Source organism: Anoxybacillus flavithermus (genome assembly GCF_002742685.1).
Taxonomy (GTDB): domain Bacteria; phylum Bacillota; class Bacilli; order Bacillales; family Anoxybacillaceae; genus Anoxybacillus; species Anoxybacillus flavithermus_E.
This window is the reverse complement of record NZ_PEDM01000039.1, coordinates 1-17870: the sequence shown is the minus strand read 5'-3', so window position 1 is coordinate 17870 and position 17870 is coordinate 1. Positions and strand designations below refer to the sequence as shown.

Sequence of the window (17870 nt, the reverse complement as noted above, 5' to 3'; positions counted from 1 at the left end):
TGTGAGAGGACGGAGGTTAATCACCTCCTCCTACTCGATTCGAAAAAAAGACGAAGTTTGTGAAAATGAAAAATTGACAACGACTGCTTTTTTTGAAAGAATAGGTGTAGACATGGATAATTGAGGTGAGCAAACGTGCTTTCAGATCGCATCAACTTAACAGCAAAAGACATTCTCGAAAAAGAGTTTAAAATAAGCATGCGCGGATACAATCAAGATGAAGTGGATCGCTTTCTCGATTTAGTCATTAAAGACTATGAAACATTTCATCAAATGATTGAACAATTACAACAAGAAAATGCAAAATTGAAAAGCCAATTGCAGGAGGCACAAAAACGTCAGCCATCTCAAACAGGAACGACGAACTTTGATATTTTGCAACGTCTTTCTAATTTAGAAAAACATGTTTTCGGAAACAAACTTTACGAATAAATGTTCTAAATTTTTCCATTGATTTGGCTTATCGTTTCGGATATACTAACATATGCTTACATGAATCATGTTCGGGTAATCGCTGCGATGTGTATGCATCGTAGAGGAAAGTCCATGCTCGCACGGTGCTGAGATGCCCGTAGTGTTCGTGCCTAGCGAATGCATAAGCTAGGGCAGTCTGGCGATAAGCTGGGCTGACGGCAGGGAAAGAGCCTACGTCCCTCAATGGATATGGCTCGACTACCTTTAAAGTGCCACAGTGACGTAGTCTTGCTGGAAACGGCAAGAGTGGAACGCGGTAAACCCCACGAGCGAGAAACCCAAATGATGGTAGGGGCACCTTCTCGAAGGAAATGAACGGAGAGAAGGACAGGCGTACAGCCTGTAGATAGATGATTACCACCGAAGTACGAGGCGCAAGCCGTTTGCAGTACGACGGAACAGAACATGGCTTACAGAACATGGTTCATGGCATCACTCTCCTGCATCACGCCAGGGGAGTTTTTGTTTTTTCGGAATACGAGGGGAGAGTTTGTCGTGAACAAAAAGTTAGCATCTTTGTTTGGTTTAGATACATTTTTATCGGTGTCTCATGCCATCATTCAAGAAGCGGACGAAGGAATTATCGTGACAGATAGTGATGGACATATTTTATTAGCTAACCCAGCTTTTGAAACGGTAACGGGTTATACGCAAGAAGAAGTGCTCGGTAAAAAACCGAATATTCTTCGCTCTGGTTTACATGATCGAACATTTTATGAGAATATGTGGGAAACGATACGCGATCACGGCGTTTGGAAAGGAGAAATCTGGAACAAACGTAAAAATGGCGAGTTGTTCGTCGAATGGCTAACGATTAAAGCCGTTTATGATGTCGCAGGAAACCCGACGCATTATGTAGCCATTTTTTCAGATGTCACACAACATAAGCGGACGATGGAACAACTCGCACGGTTATCGAACTATGATTTGTTGACCAACGTTCCAAATCGACAATTATTTACGAAACGTCTACAACATTTGCTTGATATGGCACGCCGTTACAATCAGCAATTAGCGATTTTGTTTCTTGACTTAGATCGCTTTAAATATATTAACGATGAGCTTGGCCATTATAATGGAGATGTATTGTTAAAAAAGGTAGCCAATCGTTTAAAAAAGCTACTGCGCACGAAAGATACGTTAGCTCGTATTGGTGGAGATGAATTTGTTGTCATTTTACCTAAACTAAAAGATGTTCAAGAAGCTGTTAGTATAGCAGAACAAATGATTGAATCATTACAAGCTCCTTTTATGTTAAACGGAAAAGATGTATATATGTCAGCAAGCATCGGCATAAGCACGTACCCAAACGACGGGGATGATGGGGAAACATTATTACGTCGCGCTGATCGCGCCATGCAGAAAGCGAAAGAAAGCGGAAGAAATCGTTTTGAACTATATACGGCTAAATTAGACTATCAAAGCGAAGTAGTGACGTTAGAAAATTATTTACGAAAAGCGATTGAACGAAATGAATTATTCATTTGTTATCAGCCGATTGTCAATATGCAAACGAAGAAAATTGAAGCACTTGAGGCATTAATGCGTTGGAAACAACCAAATATCGGGGTCGTTTCCCCCGCGCAATTCATTCCGCTTGCAGAAGAAACAGGATTGATTGTTCCGATAACAAAATGGCTATTCGAACAAGCATGTATACATATGAAGGCGATTCATCAATTCGCTCCGCATATGAAAATTGGAATAAACATTTCTGCTGTTCATTTTCAACAAGATGATTTCGTTGAGCAATTATCAACAATTGTTAAACAAAAGGATGTACATCCGCGCTTTTTTAAATTAGAACTAACGGAAAGTACGATTATGCCAAATGCAGAGGAATCCGTTCAAAAACTTGTACAGTTAAAACAGTGCGGCTTTAAACTAGCTATTGATGACTTTGGGACAGGTTTTTCTTCATTAAGTTATTTGCATCGTTTCCCAATCGATATTTTAAAAATCGATCAATCGTTTATTCGTCGCCTATCTTTATATAGCGATGATGCGACGATCGTCTCAACAATTATTATGATGGCGCATCATTTGCATTTATCTGTCGTGGCCGAAGGGGTCGAAACAGAGCAACAATATGAATTTTTAAATAAACAACAATGTGATATGGTGCAAGGATATTACATTGCTAAGCCAATGCTTATAGACGAGGTACAGCACTTTATTCAAGAATGGGATGAATATATCAATGAAAGGTGAATGAATATGGGGCAGATCACATTAATTGCTACTGCAGCGATGGGGCTTGAGTCCATTGTTGCAGATGAAGTCCGAGCGCTCGGGTACGACTGTCAGGTGGACAATGGAAAAGTGACGTTTGTTGCAGACGAGCGAGCGATTTGTCGCACAAATTTATGGCTTCGCACAGCGGATCGAGTGAAAGTGAAGGTAGGCGAATTTCGTGCAACGACGTTTGATGAGCTATTTGAACAAACAAAAGCGCTACCGTGGGCACAGTTTTTACCTATGGATGCCCATTTTCCTGTTGTTGGGAAGTCGGTTAAATCAAAATTGTTTAGTGTATCCGATTGCCAAGCGATTGTAAAAAAAGCGATTGTTGAACATTTAAAACAACATTATGGTGTTTCTTGGTTCGACGAAACAGGTGCACCATTCCGTATTGAAGTCGCTTTACATAAAGATATTGCTACATTAACAATCGATACGAGCGGCGCTGGGCTGCATAAAAGAGGATATCGTGTCAAACAAGGAGAAGCGCCATTAAAAGAAACGTTAGCAGCAGCGCTTGTTCAGTTAACGAATTGGACACCAGATCGTCCATTCGTTGATCCGTTTTGTGGGTCGGGAACGATTGCGATTGAAGCGGCGCTGATCGGTCAAAATATTGCACCAGGATTTAACCGCGATTTTGCATCTGAAAAATGGAGTTGGATTCCATCTCGCTTATGGGACGAAGCGAGGGAAGAGGCGGAAGACTTAGCGCGCTATGATCAACCACTACATATTGTCGGATTTGATATTGATCATCGCATGGTAGATATCGCGAAAACAAATGCGCAAGAAGCAGGATTAGCAGATTTAATTACATTTAAACAAATGCAGGTAAAAGATTTTCGAACGAAAGATGAGTACGGTGTCATCGTCGGAAACCCCCCTTATAGTGAGCGATTAGGGGAAAAGGAAGAAGTAGAACAGTTATATCGTGACATGGGAAAAACATTTGCTGCACTCGATACATGGTCGATTTATATACTAACCTCACATCGCCACTTTGAGCAGTTGTACGGGAAGCAAGCGACAAAACGCCGAAAACTATTCAATGGTTTCATTGAAACGCAATACTATCAATTTTGGGGACCTCGTCCGCCGCGTTCATAGGAAAAGCTGTCTCATTGACAGCTTTCTTTTTCTTTTCAACTTCATTGACTTCTTTCTTTTTTTGGTCGATAATTAATGTTTGTGTACTTTGTTTAAATTGATGGAGGGGCTAAAAAATATGAGCAAATATCCGTTTGTATTAAGTAAAAATGAAAATTTTTTTGATAAATTGAACGAATGGATCGGGGACGTGTTTTACGATATTTTACCTGAGGCAGGGTTTGAACTACGTGATGAGCAAATTTTTATGGCATTTCAGCTTGAACGAGCATTTAAAGAGAAAAAAGTAATGTTTGCGGAAGCAGGAGTAGGAACAGGAAAAACGATTGTATATTTACTTTATGCCATTTGTTATGCACGATATATTGGAAAACCTGCCATTATTGCTTGTGCAGATGAAACGCTAATTGAACAGCTTGTAAAAAAAGAAGGAGATATTGCTAAAATTTCACACGTTTTAAACATAAACATCGACGTTCGCTTAGCGAAATCACCAGATCAATATGTATGTTTAAACAAATTGGACGATATATTAATGACGGAAGAGGAAGAATTGTACGAGCAAATTTTTGACGAATTGCCTCCATTTGTTCATGATCATGCTCCGCTTCAAACGTTTTACCATTATGGTGATCGAAAAGATTATGCTCATTTAAGCGACGAGCAATGGTCAAAAATTGCTTGGGACCCGTTTCAAGACTGTTTAGCATGTGAAAAGCGTCATCGTTGTGGCCAAACGTTATCACGCGATTATTATCGCAAAGCAACGGATTTAATTATTTGTTCTCACGATTTTTATATGGAACATATTTGGACGTATGAAGCGCGGAAACGTGAAGGACAGTTGCCGCTTTTACCAGAAGCGAGTTGTGTCATTTTTGATGAAGGACATTTATTAGAATTTGCTGCCCAAAAAGCGTTAACATACCGTATGAAAGAAACGACATTAGAAACGTTGCTTTCTCGTTTGTTAGAAAATGATATTCGCGAACAATTAGCTTATTTAATCGAGGATACATTAGAACTTAGTGCACGATTTTTTGATGAATTGATGAATCATGCTAAAGCGGTACCAGGATCGAATCGTCAAGAACTAACATTCACTCCGTCTCTTTTGCAATTGGCACAAACGCTACGAACAAAAGTAGAACAAATCGGAGACGAACTCGTATTTGAGAGTGAAACGTATACGATTGACCATTATCAATTGAAAGTTGTTGATGAATATTTAGATCAAATTCACCATTCACTATATTTATTCATTCATAATCGGGACGCAATTACATGGCTTGAGTCGTCACTCGATGGTAACACGCTTGTCATCATGCCGAGAACGGTACAAGAAGTGTTGCGTGAAAAAGTATTTTCTAAACATATTCCATTTATTTTTTCATCTGCTACATTATCGAATGAAAACTCATTTGATTATATGGCAAAAAGTCTTGGTATCGACGAATATTTATCATTTCATGTCGATTCCCCATTTGACTATGATGAACAAATGACGATTTATATGCCAATATTTGAGAATAACGAACGCATATTTGAAGAGAAATATGCGTACGCCATAGAAAAAATACGTGAAACAAACGGGCGTGCGCTTGTATTATTCCCAACGCGCGAACAATTAAATGAATTCAAAGCTCGTGCTCAACAAGAAGAAGGATTTACTTTTTTATTTGAAGGGGATCAAGAAATTAGCGAACTTGTTTCGCGTTTTCAAAATGAAGAAGAAACGGTTTTATGTGCCCAACATTTATGGGAAGGATTAGACATCCCTGGTCCGTCACTAAGTAACGTCATCATTTGGTCACTCCCTTATCCGCCGAATGACCCTGTTTTTCAGACGAAACGAAAACAAACGGACAATCCGTTTTGGGAAGTGGACGTTCCGTATATGGTTTTACGATTGCGACAAGGGGTAGGGCGTCTCGTTCGTCAGCGGGATGATCGAGGAATTGTATGTATTTTTGTGACAGACGATGAGCCAATGCAAGTGATCGAGGCGATCAAACGTGTATTACCGACAGATGTACATCAAAAATAAAGGAATATTTATAAGTATTGTAGAATAACAAATACAATGGAATGGAGGGAAGAATGATGAAAAAAAATATTCAAGAAATGGAAAAACAGTTTTTGCAATATGTCAAAAAAATGATGGCGTATAAAGAAGCTATTTCGCTTATGTATTGGGATTTGCGTACAGGGGCTCCGAAGAAAGGGGTTGACCAACGTTCAGAAGTGATCGGGATGTTATCGCAAGATGTATTTCATATGTCGACCTCAGAGCAAATGGCTGCGTATATTGCGGAACTTTCACCGAAGTCTGTACAGGAACAATTATCGCCGGTCACCCGTTATACGTTGGCAGAATGTCAGAAAGAATACGAGCGCAATAAAAAAATTCCTGCTGATGAGTATAAACAATACGTTATTTTACAGTCCAAAGCGGAAAGTGTATGGGAAAAAGCGAAAGAGAAATCTGACTTTTCTCTTTTTGAACCGTACTTAAAGGAGCTTGTTGATTTTACAAAACGCTTTATCACATATTGGGGGACAAACGGACACCCATATAATACGTTATTAGATTTATACGAACCAGGTGTGACTGTTGATTTGCTAGACGGTGTATTTTCAAAATTACGCGATCATATTGTTCCGCTCGTTCAACAAATTAGCGAGTCGCGACACAAGCCGGAAACAAGCTTTTTATTTCAGCCGTTCCCGAAAGAAAAGCAACGAGCGTTCAGTTTGGCGATTTTAAAAGAGTTAGGCTACGATTTTGATGCAGGGCGGCTCGATGAAACGGTACATCCTTTTGCGATAACGCTAAATGAAGGAGATGTCCGAATTACAACGAAATATGACGAAAACGATTTTCGGACAGCCGTATTTGGTACGATTCACGAATGTGGTCATGCTCTTTATGAGCAAAATATTTCTAAAGAGCTAGCGGGTACACCTCTTTACGATGGCACATCAATGGGGATTCATGAATCACAATCGCTATTTTATGAAAACTTTATTGCTCGTCATTATTCGTTTTGGAAGCGATATTATAGCTTGTTACAACAATATGCTCCGCATTTTATTGACGTTTCATTGGATGATTTTTATCGTGCAATTAATGAATCAAAACCGTCTCTTATTCGCATTGAAGCGGATGAGTTGACGTATCCATTACATATTATTATTAGATATGAAATGGAAAAAGCGTTGTTTGATGGCGCGATTGAAGTGAGAGATTTACCACACATTTGGAATGAAAAATACGAGGCGTATTTAGGTATTCGTCCGGAACGTGATGCAGAAGGAATTCTTCAAGATGTACATTGGGCTGGGGGAAGTTTTGGTTATTTTCCATCGTATGCCCTTGGATATATGTATGCCGCACAGTTTAAATATGCAATGGAAAAACAATTGTTGGACTTTGATCAACTGCTTGAAAATGGGCAATTCGAGCGTATTCGGGAGTGGCTTACAAACCATATTCACCAATATGGAAAGACAAAAAAGCCACTTGACATTTTGCATGAAGTAACTGGAGAAGGGTTAAACCCAACCTACTTGATTCGCTATTTAGAAGAAAAATACAAACATATTTATCGATTATAAAAAAACCGGGCAAATGCCCGGTTTTTTTTACCAAAGTTTAAATCCTTTTGAGCCAGGAGGTGCATTTTGGATCATATCGATAAATGGAACAGTATATGCAATTAAAATGAGTACAACAGCAATGCCGATCCATAATTTCCAGTTTTCAAATACGAGCGGTGTACGCTCAGCCTGTTCAGCCACTTCAGCAACTGGAAACTCAGTTTCACCTTTTGGAGCGAAAAATGCTAAGTTTGTAACGATAATGAGTACAAGAATAATACCGATGAACAAGATTGTTCCGCCAACTGCTTGAGCGATTTGATAAGGAATCCACTCTAACGCTTGTGGTGCATCGCCGTATGTTGAAAATGCTGAACGGCGAGGAGCGCCTAGCAACCCTGCAAAGTGCATTGCGCTAGACATAAAAATCATACCAATCGACCAAACGATCGTTTGAATGATCGCTAAACGGTTCATCGCTTTTGTCATCACACGTCCTGTTAAATGTGGGATGAGCCAATAAGCTGCACCAAAGAACGTTAATACAACGGTTGTTGCTAATGTTAAGTGGAAGTGGCCCGTTACCCAAATCGTGTTATGAACAACTTGGTTTAATTGATGTGATGCGTTGACAAGACCACCAGCACCAGCAGGGATAAAGAACAACATACCGATAAACGGTGCAAAGAAACGAGCATCATTCCAAGGGAGTTTACGTAACCATCCAAACAATCCTGTTGCTCCTTTGGAGCGACCGTACATCTCAAAAGTTGCAAACATCGAAAACGCTGTCATTAATGATGGAATAACAACCATAAATGTTAAGACAACTTGTAAGTATTTCCAAGCTGGATCGATTCCAGGCTCCACAAGCTGATGGTGAAAACCAACAGGAATTGAGAAAATTAAGAATAAAATGAACGACATGCGCGCAAGAGAGTCAGAAAACATTTTTCCACCGATAATTTTCGGAATAATTGCATACCAAATCATATATGCTGGCAATAACCAGAAATATACGAGCGGGTGACCAAAATACCAGAACAATGTTCGGCTCACAAGTACGTTAATACGGTCAACGTAACCTAGTGACCAAGGAATGAGCTGGAATAATACAGTTGCAGCTACACCTAGTGAGCAAACGAGCCATAACACCATGTTAACAACAGACATAAATGTAAGCAACGGACTTACTTGACCAGGATGAGCTTTTTTCCATTTCGCATAATGAGCGAACATCGCAAATCCGCTTACCCAGCTACCGACAACAACAAGTGTTAAACCAATATAAAAACCTGCATGTGCTTGTAACGGTGCATAAAACGTATATAAAACAGAAGCTTCACCAATTAAAATGTAAAAGGCAGTAATCGCTGTACCGATCGTCATGAGCCAAAAACCGACCCATCCCCAAAATCGTACGCGATCAGAAAGCGTTCCAGCAGTACGACTTACAGCAGCAAACTGGAAACCAATGATAAAGAATGTAGTTAAAACAAGTCCAAGTAATACACCGTGAGTTGTTAAAATCGTATAATAGCTAATGCCTGCTGGTAATTCAAATTTTCCTGAGCGTACAAGCACTTGTAATAGCCCAGCGAGTCCTCCTAAAGCCAGCGCAACGAAAGCGACATAAATATGGGCCATTGCTAATTTGCCATCACGTGCATCTACTTTCCAAGTTCCGTTCATCATTGTTCAACCACCTTCACTTTCGCTGTCATTAAGTGGTGACCGGCACCGCAATATTCGTTACATAAAATCACATACTCACCGACTTTATCGAATGTTTGTGTATAACTACTTACATAACCAGGTTCAACCATCATGTTTACGTTTGTTCCAGCCATTTCAAATCCGTGAATGACGTCTTTTGTTGCCACGTTAATCGTTACTTTTGCTCCTTTTGGAATTTCTACTTGATTTGGTGTATAAGCAAATGCAGAAGCAACGATATTTAGTTGATATTCATTGTCTCCAGTTTTAATAAGCCCAGGTTTATCAAATGGTGGTGTTTGATCGACTTTTTCCGGATCGATCGTTGTTAAACAGCTTGGTGGCTGTGTTCCTTGTGCGAATGCACCAACCCCTAAGACAGCTAAAAATACGAATAACGAACCGATGCCAAAAAACAGCCAAATTTTTTCATATTTATGCATGTGCATAACGTCTCGTCTCCTTTCTCTCTATAAACGATTCAAAAACAAGAAATATACGCTTACCCACGTGAAAATGAGGAAAAATCCCAAAAACAAAACAGAAGCGAGCGTTCCTTTTAATGCAGGTTCTTTCTCTACTTTTGTTTTTGGTGTGTTTGTGTTTAATTGAGTTTTCATTTGCGCTCCTCCTTTCCTAAATAAACCTTAATTAGAAATATATACACTTACATCATACAAAACAATTTGCGAAATGAAACGTTTTCTTGGTACATTTCACAAATTGTTCATTCGTTACTTTAACATCATCATAACCGTAAAAATAAGGAGTAGCTGTGACTTTTGTCACATGAATTTTGTGAGGTTGTGAAAAAAGTGTGAAATATTTAGAAAAAGATGGCTAAAAAATGAAAAAGAAGCTCACAAACGCAAGCTTCTCTTCGCACTTATTCGTTATCAATTGTTAAAATGAGCTGCAATTCTCCCTTACTTTCAAAGTGAATCGGTACGCGAAATGCTTTATCAAAACCGTAAATTTTTGTTTGGCCAACAAGAACAGTAGGAGGAGTAATATCAATTGTAATTCCTTTTTGGGATACGATCGTTGCTAAGTTCCCTGCGATCATATTGCCAAGTTCGCCAGTAAATGATTCGAGCATTTCACCTTCTAAAGGCATACCGAACATCGTTTCTCCGATACTCCCGAACATCGCCTCATGCCCTTCAATCATAAGGCGTCCGCGTAAGTCTCCGGTCATTCCAATCAATACACTAATAGATGTTTGGGCAAAAGGTTGTGTAAACAATGAAGGTTTTTCAATTGTCATTGCTAACGGGATGACAGAGCGAATCGATTCGATCGTTCCATTCAAAATCGTTGTAATTTTTTCGCCTAAAGCCATAAAAAGCCCCCCTTTTTTTCTTCATCATAACAAATTTTTCGCTTCAATTACATCACTTTTCGGCGAATCTAGACAAAGAAACATAAAAAACATAGTGACGAAACAATAAATTGCGTTATAATGAAAGTGCACAACAACATACCTCCTTTCAAAACGTCGAAAGCTTTCCTCCTATTGTGGTGAGGAAAGCTTTTTACTTAATATGCATAAAATTCCTTTATCAGAAAAATATTATCATTAATGAAAGGAGGGAAATGTATGCCGAGCATCGTTGCAGTAGAATTAGCTGAACTTCCTTACCGCGTTTCACAAAACGAGGTAATGGTTGCAATAAAACGTATGTTTCAACACCGTTATGAGCATATTGATCGTCTATTATCGATTTTTGAACATGACCATATTCAATCAAGGTCGTTTGTACAACCTTTACATTGGTATATGACACCTCATTCGTTTGCCGAGAAAAATGAACTATATATTGAACATGCCGTTCAATATGGAAAAGAAGCAATTGAACGTTGTTTACATCGTGGAAACATTCCGTTCGAAGATATTGAAGCTATTTTTTTTATTTCAACGACGGGGATTGCTACACCGAGCATTGAGGCAAGAATAATGAACGAGCTGCCTTTTTCGATACATACGAAACGAATTCCTATATGGGGACTCGGATGTGCGGGGGGAGCAGCTGGCATTGCTCGAGCGGTAGATTACTGTCGAGCATATCCAAAAGCGAAAGTGCTTGTCCTTGCGGTAGAGTTTTGCAGTCTCACTTTTCAACTGGAGGATGTGTCAAAAAGCAATCTTATTGGCACATCACTATTTGCCGATGGGGTAGGTTGTGCATGTGTTGTAGGAGATGATGTGCAGTTACAAAGGATAGCTCCACAGGTGATCGATATGCAATCGATATTTATGCGTAACATGGAAGATGTTATGGGATGGGATATAAAAGATAACGGATTTTATGTGGTGTTCTCTAGGCATATTCCGACTCTTATTCGTCAATCAATTGGTGAAATCGTAGAATTGTTTTTACGAAAAAACGGAATTTATGTTTCGCAAATTGAACATTTTGTTGTACATCCAGGTGGTAAAAAAGTACTTGATGCCTATCAAGATGGTTTACATATAGACGAACATAAGTTAACTCATGCCATTCATGTTTTACGACAGTACGGAAATATGTCGTCTGTGACTGTGCTTGCCGTTTTACAGCGTTTTTTACAACAACCTATCACTCAACAACAACACGGTTTAATGATGGCGATGGGACCGGGATTTAGCTGTGAGCTTCTACTGTTAAAATGGGGAGAGAAATCATGAAATGGAAAGTGTTTTTCTTTTTAATTGTTCAGCGATTTGTTGAGTTGTACTGGGCGAAAAGAAATGAACGATGGATGAAGGAGAGAGGGGCAAAAGAATTTGGGCAAAATCACTATAAATATATTGTTTGTATGCATAGCTTATTTTTTGTTTCGCTCTTGCTAGAAGGGATTCGTAAACGTCCGTCACCATGGTGGTCTGTTTTGTTTAACATATTTGTCGTATTACAGTTGTTCCGCCTTTGGATTATCGCTTCGCTTGGGAGGTATTGGAACACAAAAATTATTGTATTGCCAAAAGCAGAACGGGTACAGAGAGGTCCGTATCGATGGTTTCGTCACCCGAATTACCTCGTTGTTGTTCTGGAATTCCTTGTTATTCCGCTTATGTTTCAAGCCTATTGGACAGCTGTCATATTTACAATATGTAACGCGTACCTTTTATCTGTTCGTATTCGTGTAGAGGAGCAGGCGCTACGTTTATTAAAATCCCCCTAATAAGCAGGGGATTTTTTATGTATTTTTTTTGCGAACTACAGTAAAATGAAGGTAGATTTTTTTAAAAGGGGTATGGGGAAACATGCGTATGACAAAAACAAAATCATTGCAACAATGGCTATATCGTCTTATTGCACTTCATGACGAATTTATCAAAATTGGTGACATTGCTCAGGCGAATAAAACGAAACAATTAATTAAGAAAGTGTATCATAAAGAGTTTACAATTGCTTTTTGCGGACACTTTTCTGCAGGAAAATCTAGTTTAATTAATGAATTGATCGGTGATTCACTGTTGCCGTCTAGCCCTATTCCAACAAGTGCAAATCTTGTGAAAGTAAAAGCAGGGAAACCGTATGCACGCGTATATTATAAGTCTGGTCAAGCGATCGAATACGCAGCTCCTTACGATTACGAAGAAGTAAAAACGTTTTGTCTAGATGGCGATACAATTGATATGATTGAAATTAGCGATGAAACAGACACAATTCCAAGTGGAATTGTACTTATGGATACACCAGGAATTGATTCGACAGATGATGCCCATCGTTTGGCAACAGAGTCTGCTCTTCATTTAGCCGATGTTATATTTTATGTAATGGATTATAACCATGTTCAAGCAGAATTGAACTTTGAGTTTACAAAACGGTTGTCACAGTACGGAAAAACGTTATACTTAGTTGTAAATCAAATTGATAAACATCGTGAAGAAGAGCTTCCGTTTTCGCAGTTTACTCGTTCTGTTGAAGAGGCATTTCAGCAATGGGGAGTCACATTTGAACGCATGTTTTATACTTCGCTGAAACAAAAAGAGCATGTACATAATGAGTTCGATGAATTAAAACAGTTGTTGCAGTTGCTTTTTTGTGAAAAGGAGGAGCGGCTTGAGCAAAGTATACGTATTGCTGTCGAGCAAATGATTGATAATCATATGCAGATGCTTATCGCTCAACAAGAGGAAGAAGAGCAACATATTCGTCAATCGCTTTCGTTTGAGGATGAAAGAATGCTTCTTGAGAAAATGGAAGAAACGGAGCAAGCGATTGATTATATAAAGAAAACGTGGTTGAGTGCAAAGCAGCATGTTGAACAGCAGTTAGAAGCGACGTTGCATAACGCCTATATGATGCCTTATGAAACGAGAGAGCATGCTCGTGCCTACTTAGAAGCATGTCAACCTGATTTTAAAGTTGGTTTTTTGTTTACAAAGCAAAAAACAGAGGAAGAACGACGGAAACGACTGCGTGCTTTTTATGAAGATTTGCGAAAAAAAATCGAAAGTCAGTTAGAATGGCATGTTCGTGACCTACTGAAACGTTTTTATCAACAATATGACGTTCATAACCACGAGTTATTACATCGTATTCAACAATTAACTGTTCCGTTTTCAGAACAATGGATTGTTGAACGAAAGCCAAATCAGCCGCTTGTTACAGGCGATTATGTATTAACGTATACAAACGATATAGCGAATGAAATAAAACGGTTATATCGCGATGCGGCTCTTCAACTCGCGGAGCAAATAATTGAAAAAGGGAAGGAGCAACAACGGTTAAATATATATGAGCAACAACTAGATGAGCTGATAAAGGAGCGAGCGCGTTGGGAACAATTGAAACAACTTGTTTATCATCGTAAACATACGCGTGAACAATTGCAAAAAGTCGTTGACCATGCAACACCGTTAAGCGATGATGCGATTTATCCATTTATTCACGAGACGTTTACGATGCGAATAAGCAATCAAAAGAAAGAAGAAGTTCCGCAGGAAAAGGAAGCGGTGCAAGAAGAACGTCCAATTCAAACGGTGCAAATGGCAAATGAGACGGTTGAGCAAACGATCGAAAAGCTACGCGTCATTAGCCAAATGATTGCTCCGATTGAAGGGATGAAACAGCTAGCAAACGAAATGGGCGAAAAAATTCACCAACTTCAACAACGTACGTTTACGATTGCTTTGTTTGGTGCTTTTAGTGCGGGAAAGTCTTCGTTCGCAAATGCGCTAATCGGTGAACACGTTTTACCTGTTTCACCGCATCCAACGACGGCGACAATTAATAAAATTGTTCCACCAACAGATGAGTTTCCGCATGGTACCGTTGTTGTACAAGTAAAAACGGAGCAACAGCTTTTAAACGATTTGCAACACTCTTTGCGCTTTTTCGGCGTGCAAGTTCATTCATTACAAGAGGCGATCGAAGAAAGTGAAAAAGCCATTCGTAATGAAGCTATTGATGCAAAAGAGCGTGTACATTGGGCGTTTTTGCAAGCCGTTGTGCGTGGGTATGAACAAATGAAAGAAAAGCTTGGACAATTGCTTACGATTTCACTTCAACACTTTCACGAGTATGTGGCGAATGAAACGAAATCGTGTTTTGTTGAATGGATTGAGCTATATTATGATTGCCCATTAACTCGTGAAAATATTATTCTTGTCGATACACCAGGAGCCGATTCTGTAAATGCTCGTCATACAGGAGTAGCATTTAATTACATTAAAAATGCTGATGCGATTTTCTTTGTCACATATTATAACCATGCATTTTCCAAAGCGGATCGTGAATTTTTAATTCAGCTTGGTCGTGTGAAAGATACATTTAGTTTAGATAAAATGTTTTTCATCATTAATGCAGCTGACCTAGCTCATACAGAAGAGGAATTGCAGTCGGTCGTTCGTTATGTAAAAGAGCAGCTTTTGCAATTTGGTATTCGCCATCCACGTCTTTTTCCATTATCGAGTAAATGGGCACTTGCAGAGAAAAGTAGGAAGTTGTGGAAACATGACGTGCTATCAAATTCGGGAATGGGCGCATTTGAGCAGGCGTTTTACCCGTTTATTCATCAAGAGCTTAGCTCGCTAGCGCTTGCTTCCGCTCGCTTGCAAATAAAACAAGCGAAAAAGCGACTAGCAGAATACATTACGGAGGCGAGACAAAGCGATGAAATGAAACGTAAAAAGTTGCACATATTGCAACAAGAACAGCAACAGCTTGAGCGCATCATTCAACAATACGAAACAAATCATGACGTTCATGCTATCGAGCAAGAATTAAACGAATTAGTTTATTATATTCAACAGCGCATTTCTTTCCGTCTGTCAGACTGGTTTAAAGAATCGTTTAATCCATCTGTTTTGCATGACCGACAAACAAATATAAAAAAGGCGTTACAATTATGTTTAGATGAGTTTTTATACTCCATCGGATTTGATTTGGCGCAAGAAATGCGTGCAACTAGCTTGCGAATAGAAGCGTTTATAAATAAGCGGTACGATCTTCATTTTATGGCGTTAGAAAACCAGTGGAAGCAAGTGCATGATCTTATTGTAACAAAGGTCGATCTTTCAAGTTTTCCGACGTTACAATTCCCGATCGCTTTTGAGCAAATCGATCGCAACGTGTTTAAAAAGGCGCTTTCGTTGTACAAAAATGCAAAATCATTTTTTGAAAAAGATGAAAAACGGCTCATGAAAGAAGAGCTAGAAAAACAATTACATGAGCCGATTGCGGCGTATGTAGCTGAACAAAAACAACGGTTGCTCGCGCATTATACAAAACAGTGGAATGTGATTATTGAACAACTTCATTGTCATATGCGTGAACAACTAAATGAGCATTTTACAGGTTTATTTGCCGCATTAACGGCTAAAGCACCAATAGACGAATTACAACATATTTACGATATGATCGGAGGAATGAATGATGAATGAAGTTCACCAAGCGATTACAGCACATTCACAAAAGCAACATGCACTCGTTCGGGCGTTTATCGAGCTAGACGCGAAACGAGAAGCGTATATTGAGGAAGCCGTCTCTTTATGTCAACGCGGCGAATCGTTTTCTGTACACAACATTAACGAAGTAACACAACAAATAAATGAATTAGCTAAAAATGGAATTGTACCACAGCGAAAATATGTGACGGTTGACATGGTAAAGGAATATGTCCAAAAATTAAATAACAAATCGTCGTAGTGTAAAACGTCCCATTCGCGCATACTATTTGTGCATCATGTATAAAAAGGAGGGGAAAGCGATGGGACGAACAAAATTAGGAAATGCCAATGCGCAACGAAACAATAACGCAAAACAAAAAAACGACTTCAATAATGAGTTTGCTTCATATGCTGAAGTTGAAGTGAAAAAAATGAGCAACGAGCATAAAAATATTCGATAAGGCGCGCATATGCGCCTTTTTTTAAGATGAAAAATCGAAGGGCGGTATGTCGATGAAAAAGTGGCTCGCTATTATTATTTTATTTAGTTTTTTTGCATATATGCTTTGGGAACATATGACCGAAAGACAAACGATAGCAACCGGTATTCATGTAGGAATGAAGGCTCCTGATTTTTCTTTACAAACAACCGACGGGCAAATGGTTCAACTTTCACAATTACGCGGAAAAGCAGTTATTGTGAATTTTTGGGCAACGTGGTGTCCGCCTTGTCGTGCAGAAATGCCAGATATGCAAAAGTTTTATGAACGATATGATCAACAAGTGGAAATTTTAGCTGTAAATGTAATGGTAAGGGATTCGCAAGAGAAGGTACGTGAGTTTATTAAAGAGTACCATTTAACGTTTCCAGTAGTGCTAGATGTTGATGGACATGTCATGAAGCAATATGATATTCAACCGATTCCGACGTCGTTTATTATCGATCGACAAGGCATCATTCGTGAAAAGCAAATCGGTCCGATGTCGTATGAACAAATGGTGCAATATGTAGAGAAATGGGGGAAATAGCCGAGGAATCGGCTATTTTTTGTATATTTGTCATTATGTTTGGAAAAGATAGAAAAAAACGAAAAGTAGGTGAATACGTAATGAGGAAAATAAGAAAACGGACATTTGCAGAACTCGTGATGGAAAATAAACGACAACTATTAAACGATGCGAGGGCATTAGAAAAATTGGAAGAGAAAATGGAAACACGTTGGCTTCATAAAGCAGAGTAATCTAGCCATACTATGAGGGAGAGGGGGATAAAAAATGGGCAATCCAAAAAGTAATCAACAACCATTTGTACCACAACATATCGGTACGAAGCCAAGAGCAGCAGGTGGCAATAAAGGAAAGCAAATGCAAGATCAATCTGGTCAACATCCACAAGTCATTCAAACGAAGGGTGAATAAGGGCGAATATTCGCCCTTATATAGTTTACATAATTATATTATGATAAACAATAAAGTTTGTATAACATGAAGAAAAACGTGCACGATAAAAGTGTACATTTTACTTTTACAAGGAGGATGATAAAATGAAGCCAAATTATGATGATCGTCGTGACAATGTAGAAAAATTACAGGACATGGTACAAAATACGCTTGAGAATATTGAAAGAGCAGAAGAGACGATGGCGTTCGCTAGTCCAGAGGAGCGTGAAAAAATTAGGGAAAAAAATCATCGCCGTGAAGAAGCAATTGAGGCGATGCGAGCAGAAATCAAAGATGAAGCAAGAGCTCGTGAAAGAGGATATGAATGATAAAAGCCGCATGCGTGCGGCTTTTTGGTGTGCTCGGCATGGGTGCAATCTATAGGGTGAAAGTCCCGAACTGCGAAGGC

General features: G+C 39.1%; 18 protein-coding genes and 1 other RNA gene. 15 read left to right on the top strand and 4 right to left on the bottom strand.

Annotated elements, in window-relative coordinates; genetic code table 11:
• Positions 1 to 135: 135 nt before the first annotated feature.
• The 6 genes from gpsB to CS060_RS12675 all read left to right on the top strand — a co-directional run bounded on the left by gpsB (position 136) and on the right by CS060_RS12675 (position 7443).
• Positions 136 to 432, top strand: coding sequence for a cell division regulator GpsB (gpsB, locus tag CS060_RS12700; protein WP_004890279.1), 297 nt, complete (start codon positions 136 to 138; stop codon positions 430 to 432).
• Between the two features lie 67 nt (positions 433 to 499).
• Positions 500 to 892: RNase P RNA component class B (gene rnpB / locus CS060_RS12695), an RNA gene on the top strand.
• A 77-nt stretch (positions 893 to 969) separates the two neighbouring features.
• Positions 970 to 2685 carry a putative bifunctional diguanylate cyclase/phosphodiesterase gene (locus CS060_RS12690; protein ID WP_035048414.1) on the top strand — a complete coding sequence of 572 codons (1716 nt, stop codon included), beginning with the start codon at positions 970 to 972 and terminating at the stop codon, positions 2683 to 2685.
• Positions 2686 to 2691: 6 nt separating this feature from the next.
• Entirely contained in the window at positions 2692 to 3825 is a 1134-nt protein-coding gene (locus CS060_RS12685; RefSeq protein WP_035048416.1) for a THUMP domain-containing class I SAM-dependent RNA methyltransferase, read from the top strand.
• Positions 3826 to 3943: 118 nt separating this feature from the next.
• Positions 3944 to 5872: an ATP-dependent DNA helicase gene (locus CS060_RS12680; RefSeq protein WP_099669025.1), complete on the top strand. Its 1929-nt coding sequence runs from the start codon at positions 3944 to 3946 to the stop codon at positions 5870 to 5872.
• A gap of 56 nt (positions 5873 to 5928) precedes the next feature.
• A complete protein-coding gene (locus CS060_RS12675; RefSeq protein WP_099669024.1) occupies positions 5929 to 7443 on the top strand; it encodes a carboxypeptidase M32 in 1515 nt (504 codons plus the stop codon).
• Between the two features lie 27 nt (positions 7444 to 7470).
• Here CS060_RS12675 and CS060_RS12670 read toward each other — a convergent pair whose 3' ends face one another.
• From CS060_RS12670 to CS060_RS12655, 4 genes are all read right to left on the bottom strand, one after another.
• Positions 7471 to 9120 (bottom strand): b(o/a)3-type cytochrome-c oxidase subunit 1, encoded by a 1650-nt coding sequence (locus CS060_RS12670; protein WP_035046299.1) that lies wholly within the window; start codon positions 9118 to 9120, stop codon positions 7471 to 7473.
• Positions 9117 to 9590, bottom strand: coding sequence for a cytochrome c oxidase subunit II (locus CS060_RS12665; RefSeq protein ID WP_035018632.1), 474 nt, complete (start codon positions 9588 to 9590; stop codon positions 9117 to 9119). The genes CS060_RS12670 and CS060_RS12665 overlap by 4 nt, the downstream gene beginning before the upstream one ends.
• Before the next feature lie 21 nt (positions 9591 to 9611).
• Positions 9612 to 9761: a cytochrome c oxidase subunit 2A gene (locus tag CS060_RS12660; protein WP_009361298.1), complete on the bottom strand. Its 150-nt coding sequence runs from the start codon at positions 9759 to 9761 to the stop codon at positions 9612 to 9614.
• A 266-nt stretch (positions 9762 to 10027) separates the two neighbouring features.
• Positions 10028 to 10483 (bottom strand): chemotaxis protein CheX, encoded by a 456-nt coding sequence (locus tag CS060_RS12655; protein WP_035046297.1) that lies wholly within the window; start codon positions 10481 to 10483, stop codon positions 10028 to 10030.
• A gap of 258 nt (positions 10484 to 10741) precedes the next feature.
• Between CS060_RS12655 and CS060_RS12650 the strand changes: the two genes are divergently transcribed.
• From CS060_RS12650 to tlp, 9 genes are all read left to right on the top strand, one after another.
• Positions 10742 to 11809: a type III polyketide synthase gene (locus CS060_RS12650; protein WP_099669023.1), complete on the top strand. Its 1068-nt coding sequence runs from the start codon at positions 10742 to 10744 to the stop codon at positions 11807 to 11809.
• Positions 11806 to 12306, top strand: a complete 501-nt coding sequence (locus tag CS060_RS12645; protein WP_035046293.1) for an isoprenylcysteine carboxyl methyltransferase family protein — start codon at positions 11806 to 11808, stop codon at positions 12304 to 12306. Before CS060_RS12650 ends, CS060_RS12645 begins: the two co-directional genes overlap by 4 nt.
• An 82-nt stretch (positions 12307 to 12388) precedes the next feature.
• Entirely contained in the window at positions 12389 to 16015 is a 3627-nt protein-coding gene (locus CS060_RS12640) for a dynamin family protein (RefSeq protein ID WP_035046291.1), read from the top strand.
• Positions 16008 to 16280 (top strand): YpbS family protein, encoded by a 273-nt coding sequence (locus CS060_RS12635; RefSeq protein WP_035046288.1) that lies wholly within the window; start codon positions 16008 to 16010, stop codon positions 16278 to 16280. Before CS060_RS12640 ends, CS060_RS12635 begins: the two co-directional genes overlap by 8 nt.
• 61 nt (positions 16281 to 16341) lie before the next feature.
• A complete protein-coding gene (gene ypzF / locus CS060_RS14165; protein ID WP_009361292.1) occupies positions 16342 to 16482 on the top strand; it encodes a protein YpzF in 141 nt (46 codons plus the stop codon).
• Between the two features lie 46 nt (positions 16483 to 16528).
• Positions 16529 to 17050, top strand: coding sequence for a peroxiredoxin family protein (locus tag CS060_RS12625; protein ID WP_099669022.1), 522 nt, complete (start codon positions 16529 to 16531; stop codon positions 17048 to 17050).
• Between the two features lie 80 nt (positions 17051 to 17130).
• Complete coding sequence (locus tag CS060_RS12620) at positions 17131 to 17262, top strand: FbpB family small basic protein (RefSeq protein ID WP_009361290.1); 132 nt, start codon at positions 17131 to 17133, stop codon at positions 17260 to 17262.
• Between the two features lie 34 nt (positions 17263 to 17296).
• On the top strand, positions 17297 to 17440 hold the full coding sequence (locus tag CS060_RS12615; protein WP_003396082.1) for an acid-soluble spore protein N: 144 nt from the start codon (positions 17297 to 17299) through the stop codon (positions 17438 to 17440).
• Positions 17441 to 17565: 125 nt separating this feature from the next.
• Positions 17566 to 17790 carry a small acid-soluble spore protein Tlp gene (gene tlp, locus CS060_RS12610; RefSeq protein ID WP_009361289.1) on the top strand — a complete coding sequence of 75 codons (225 nt, stop codon included), beginning with the start codon at positions 17566 to 17568 and terminating at the stop codon, positions 17788 to 17790.
• The last annotated feature ends 80 nt before the right edge of the window (positions 17791 to 17870 follow it).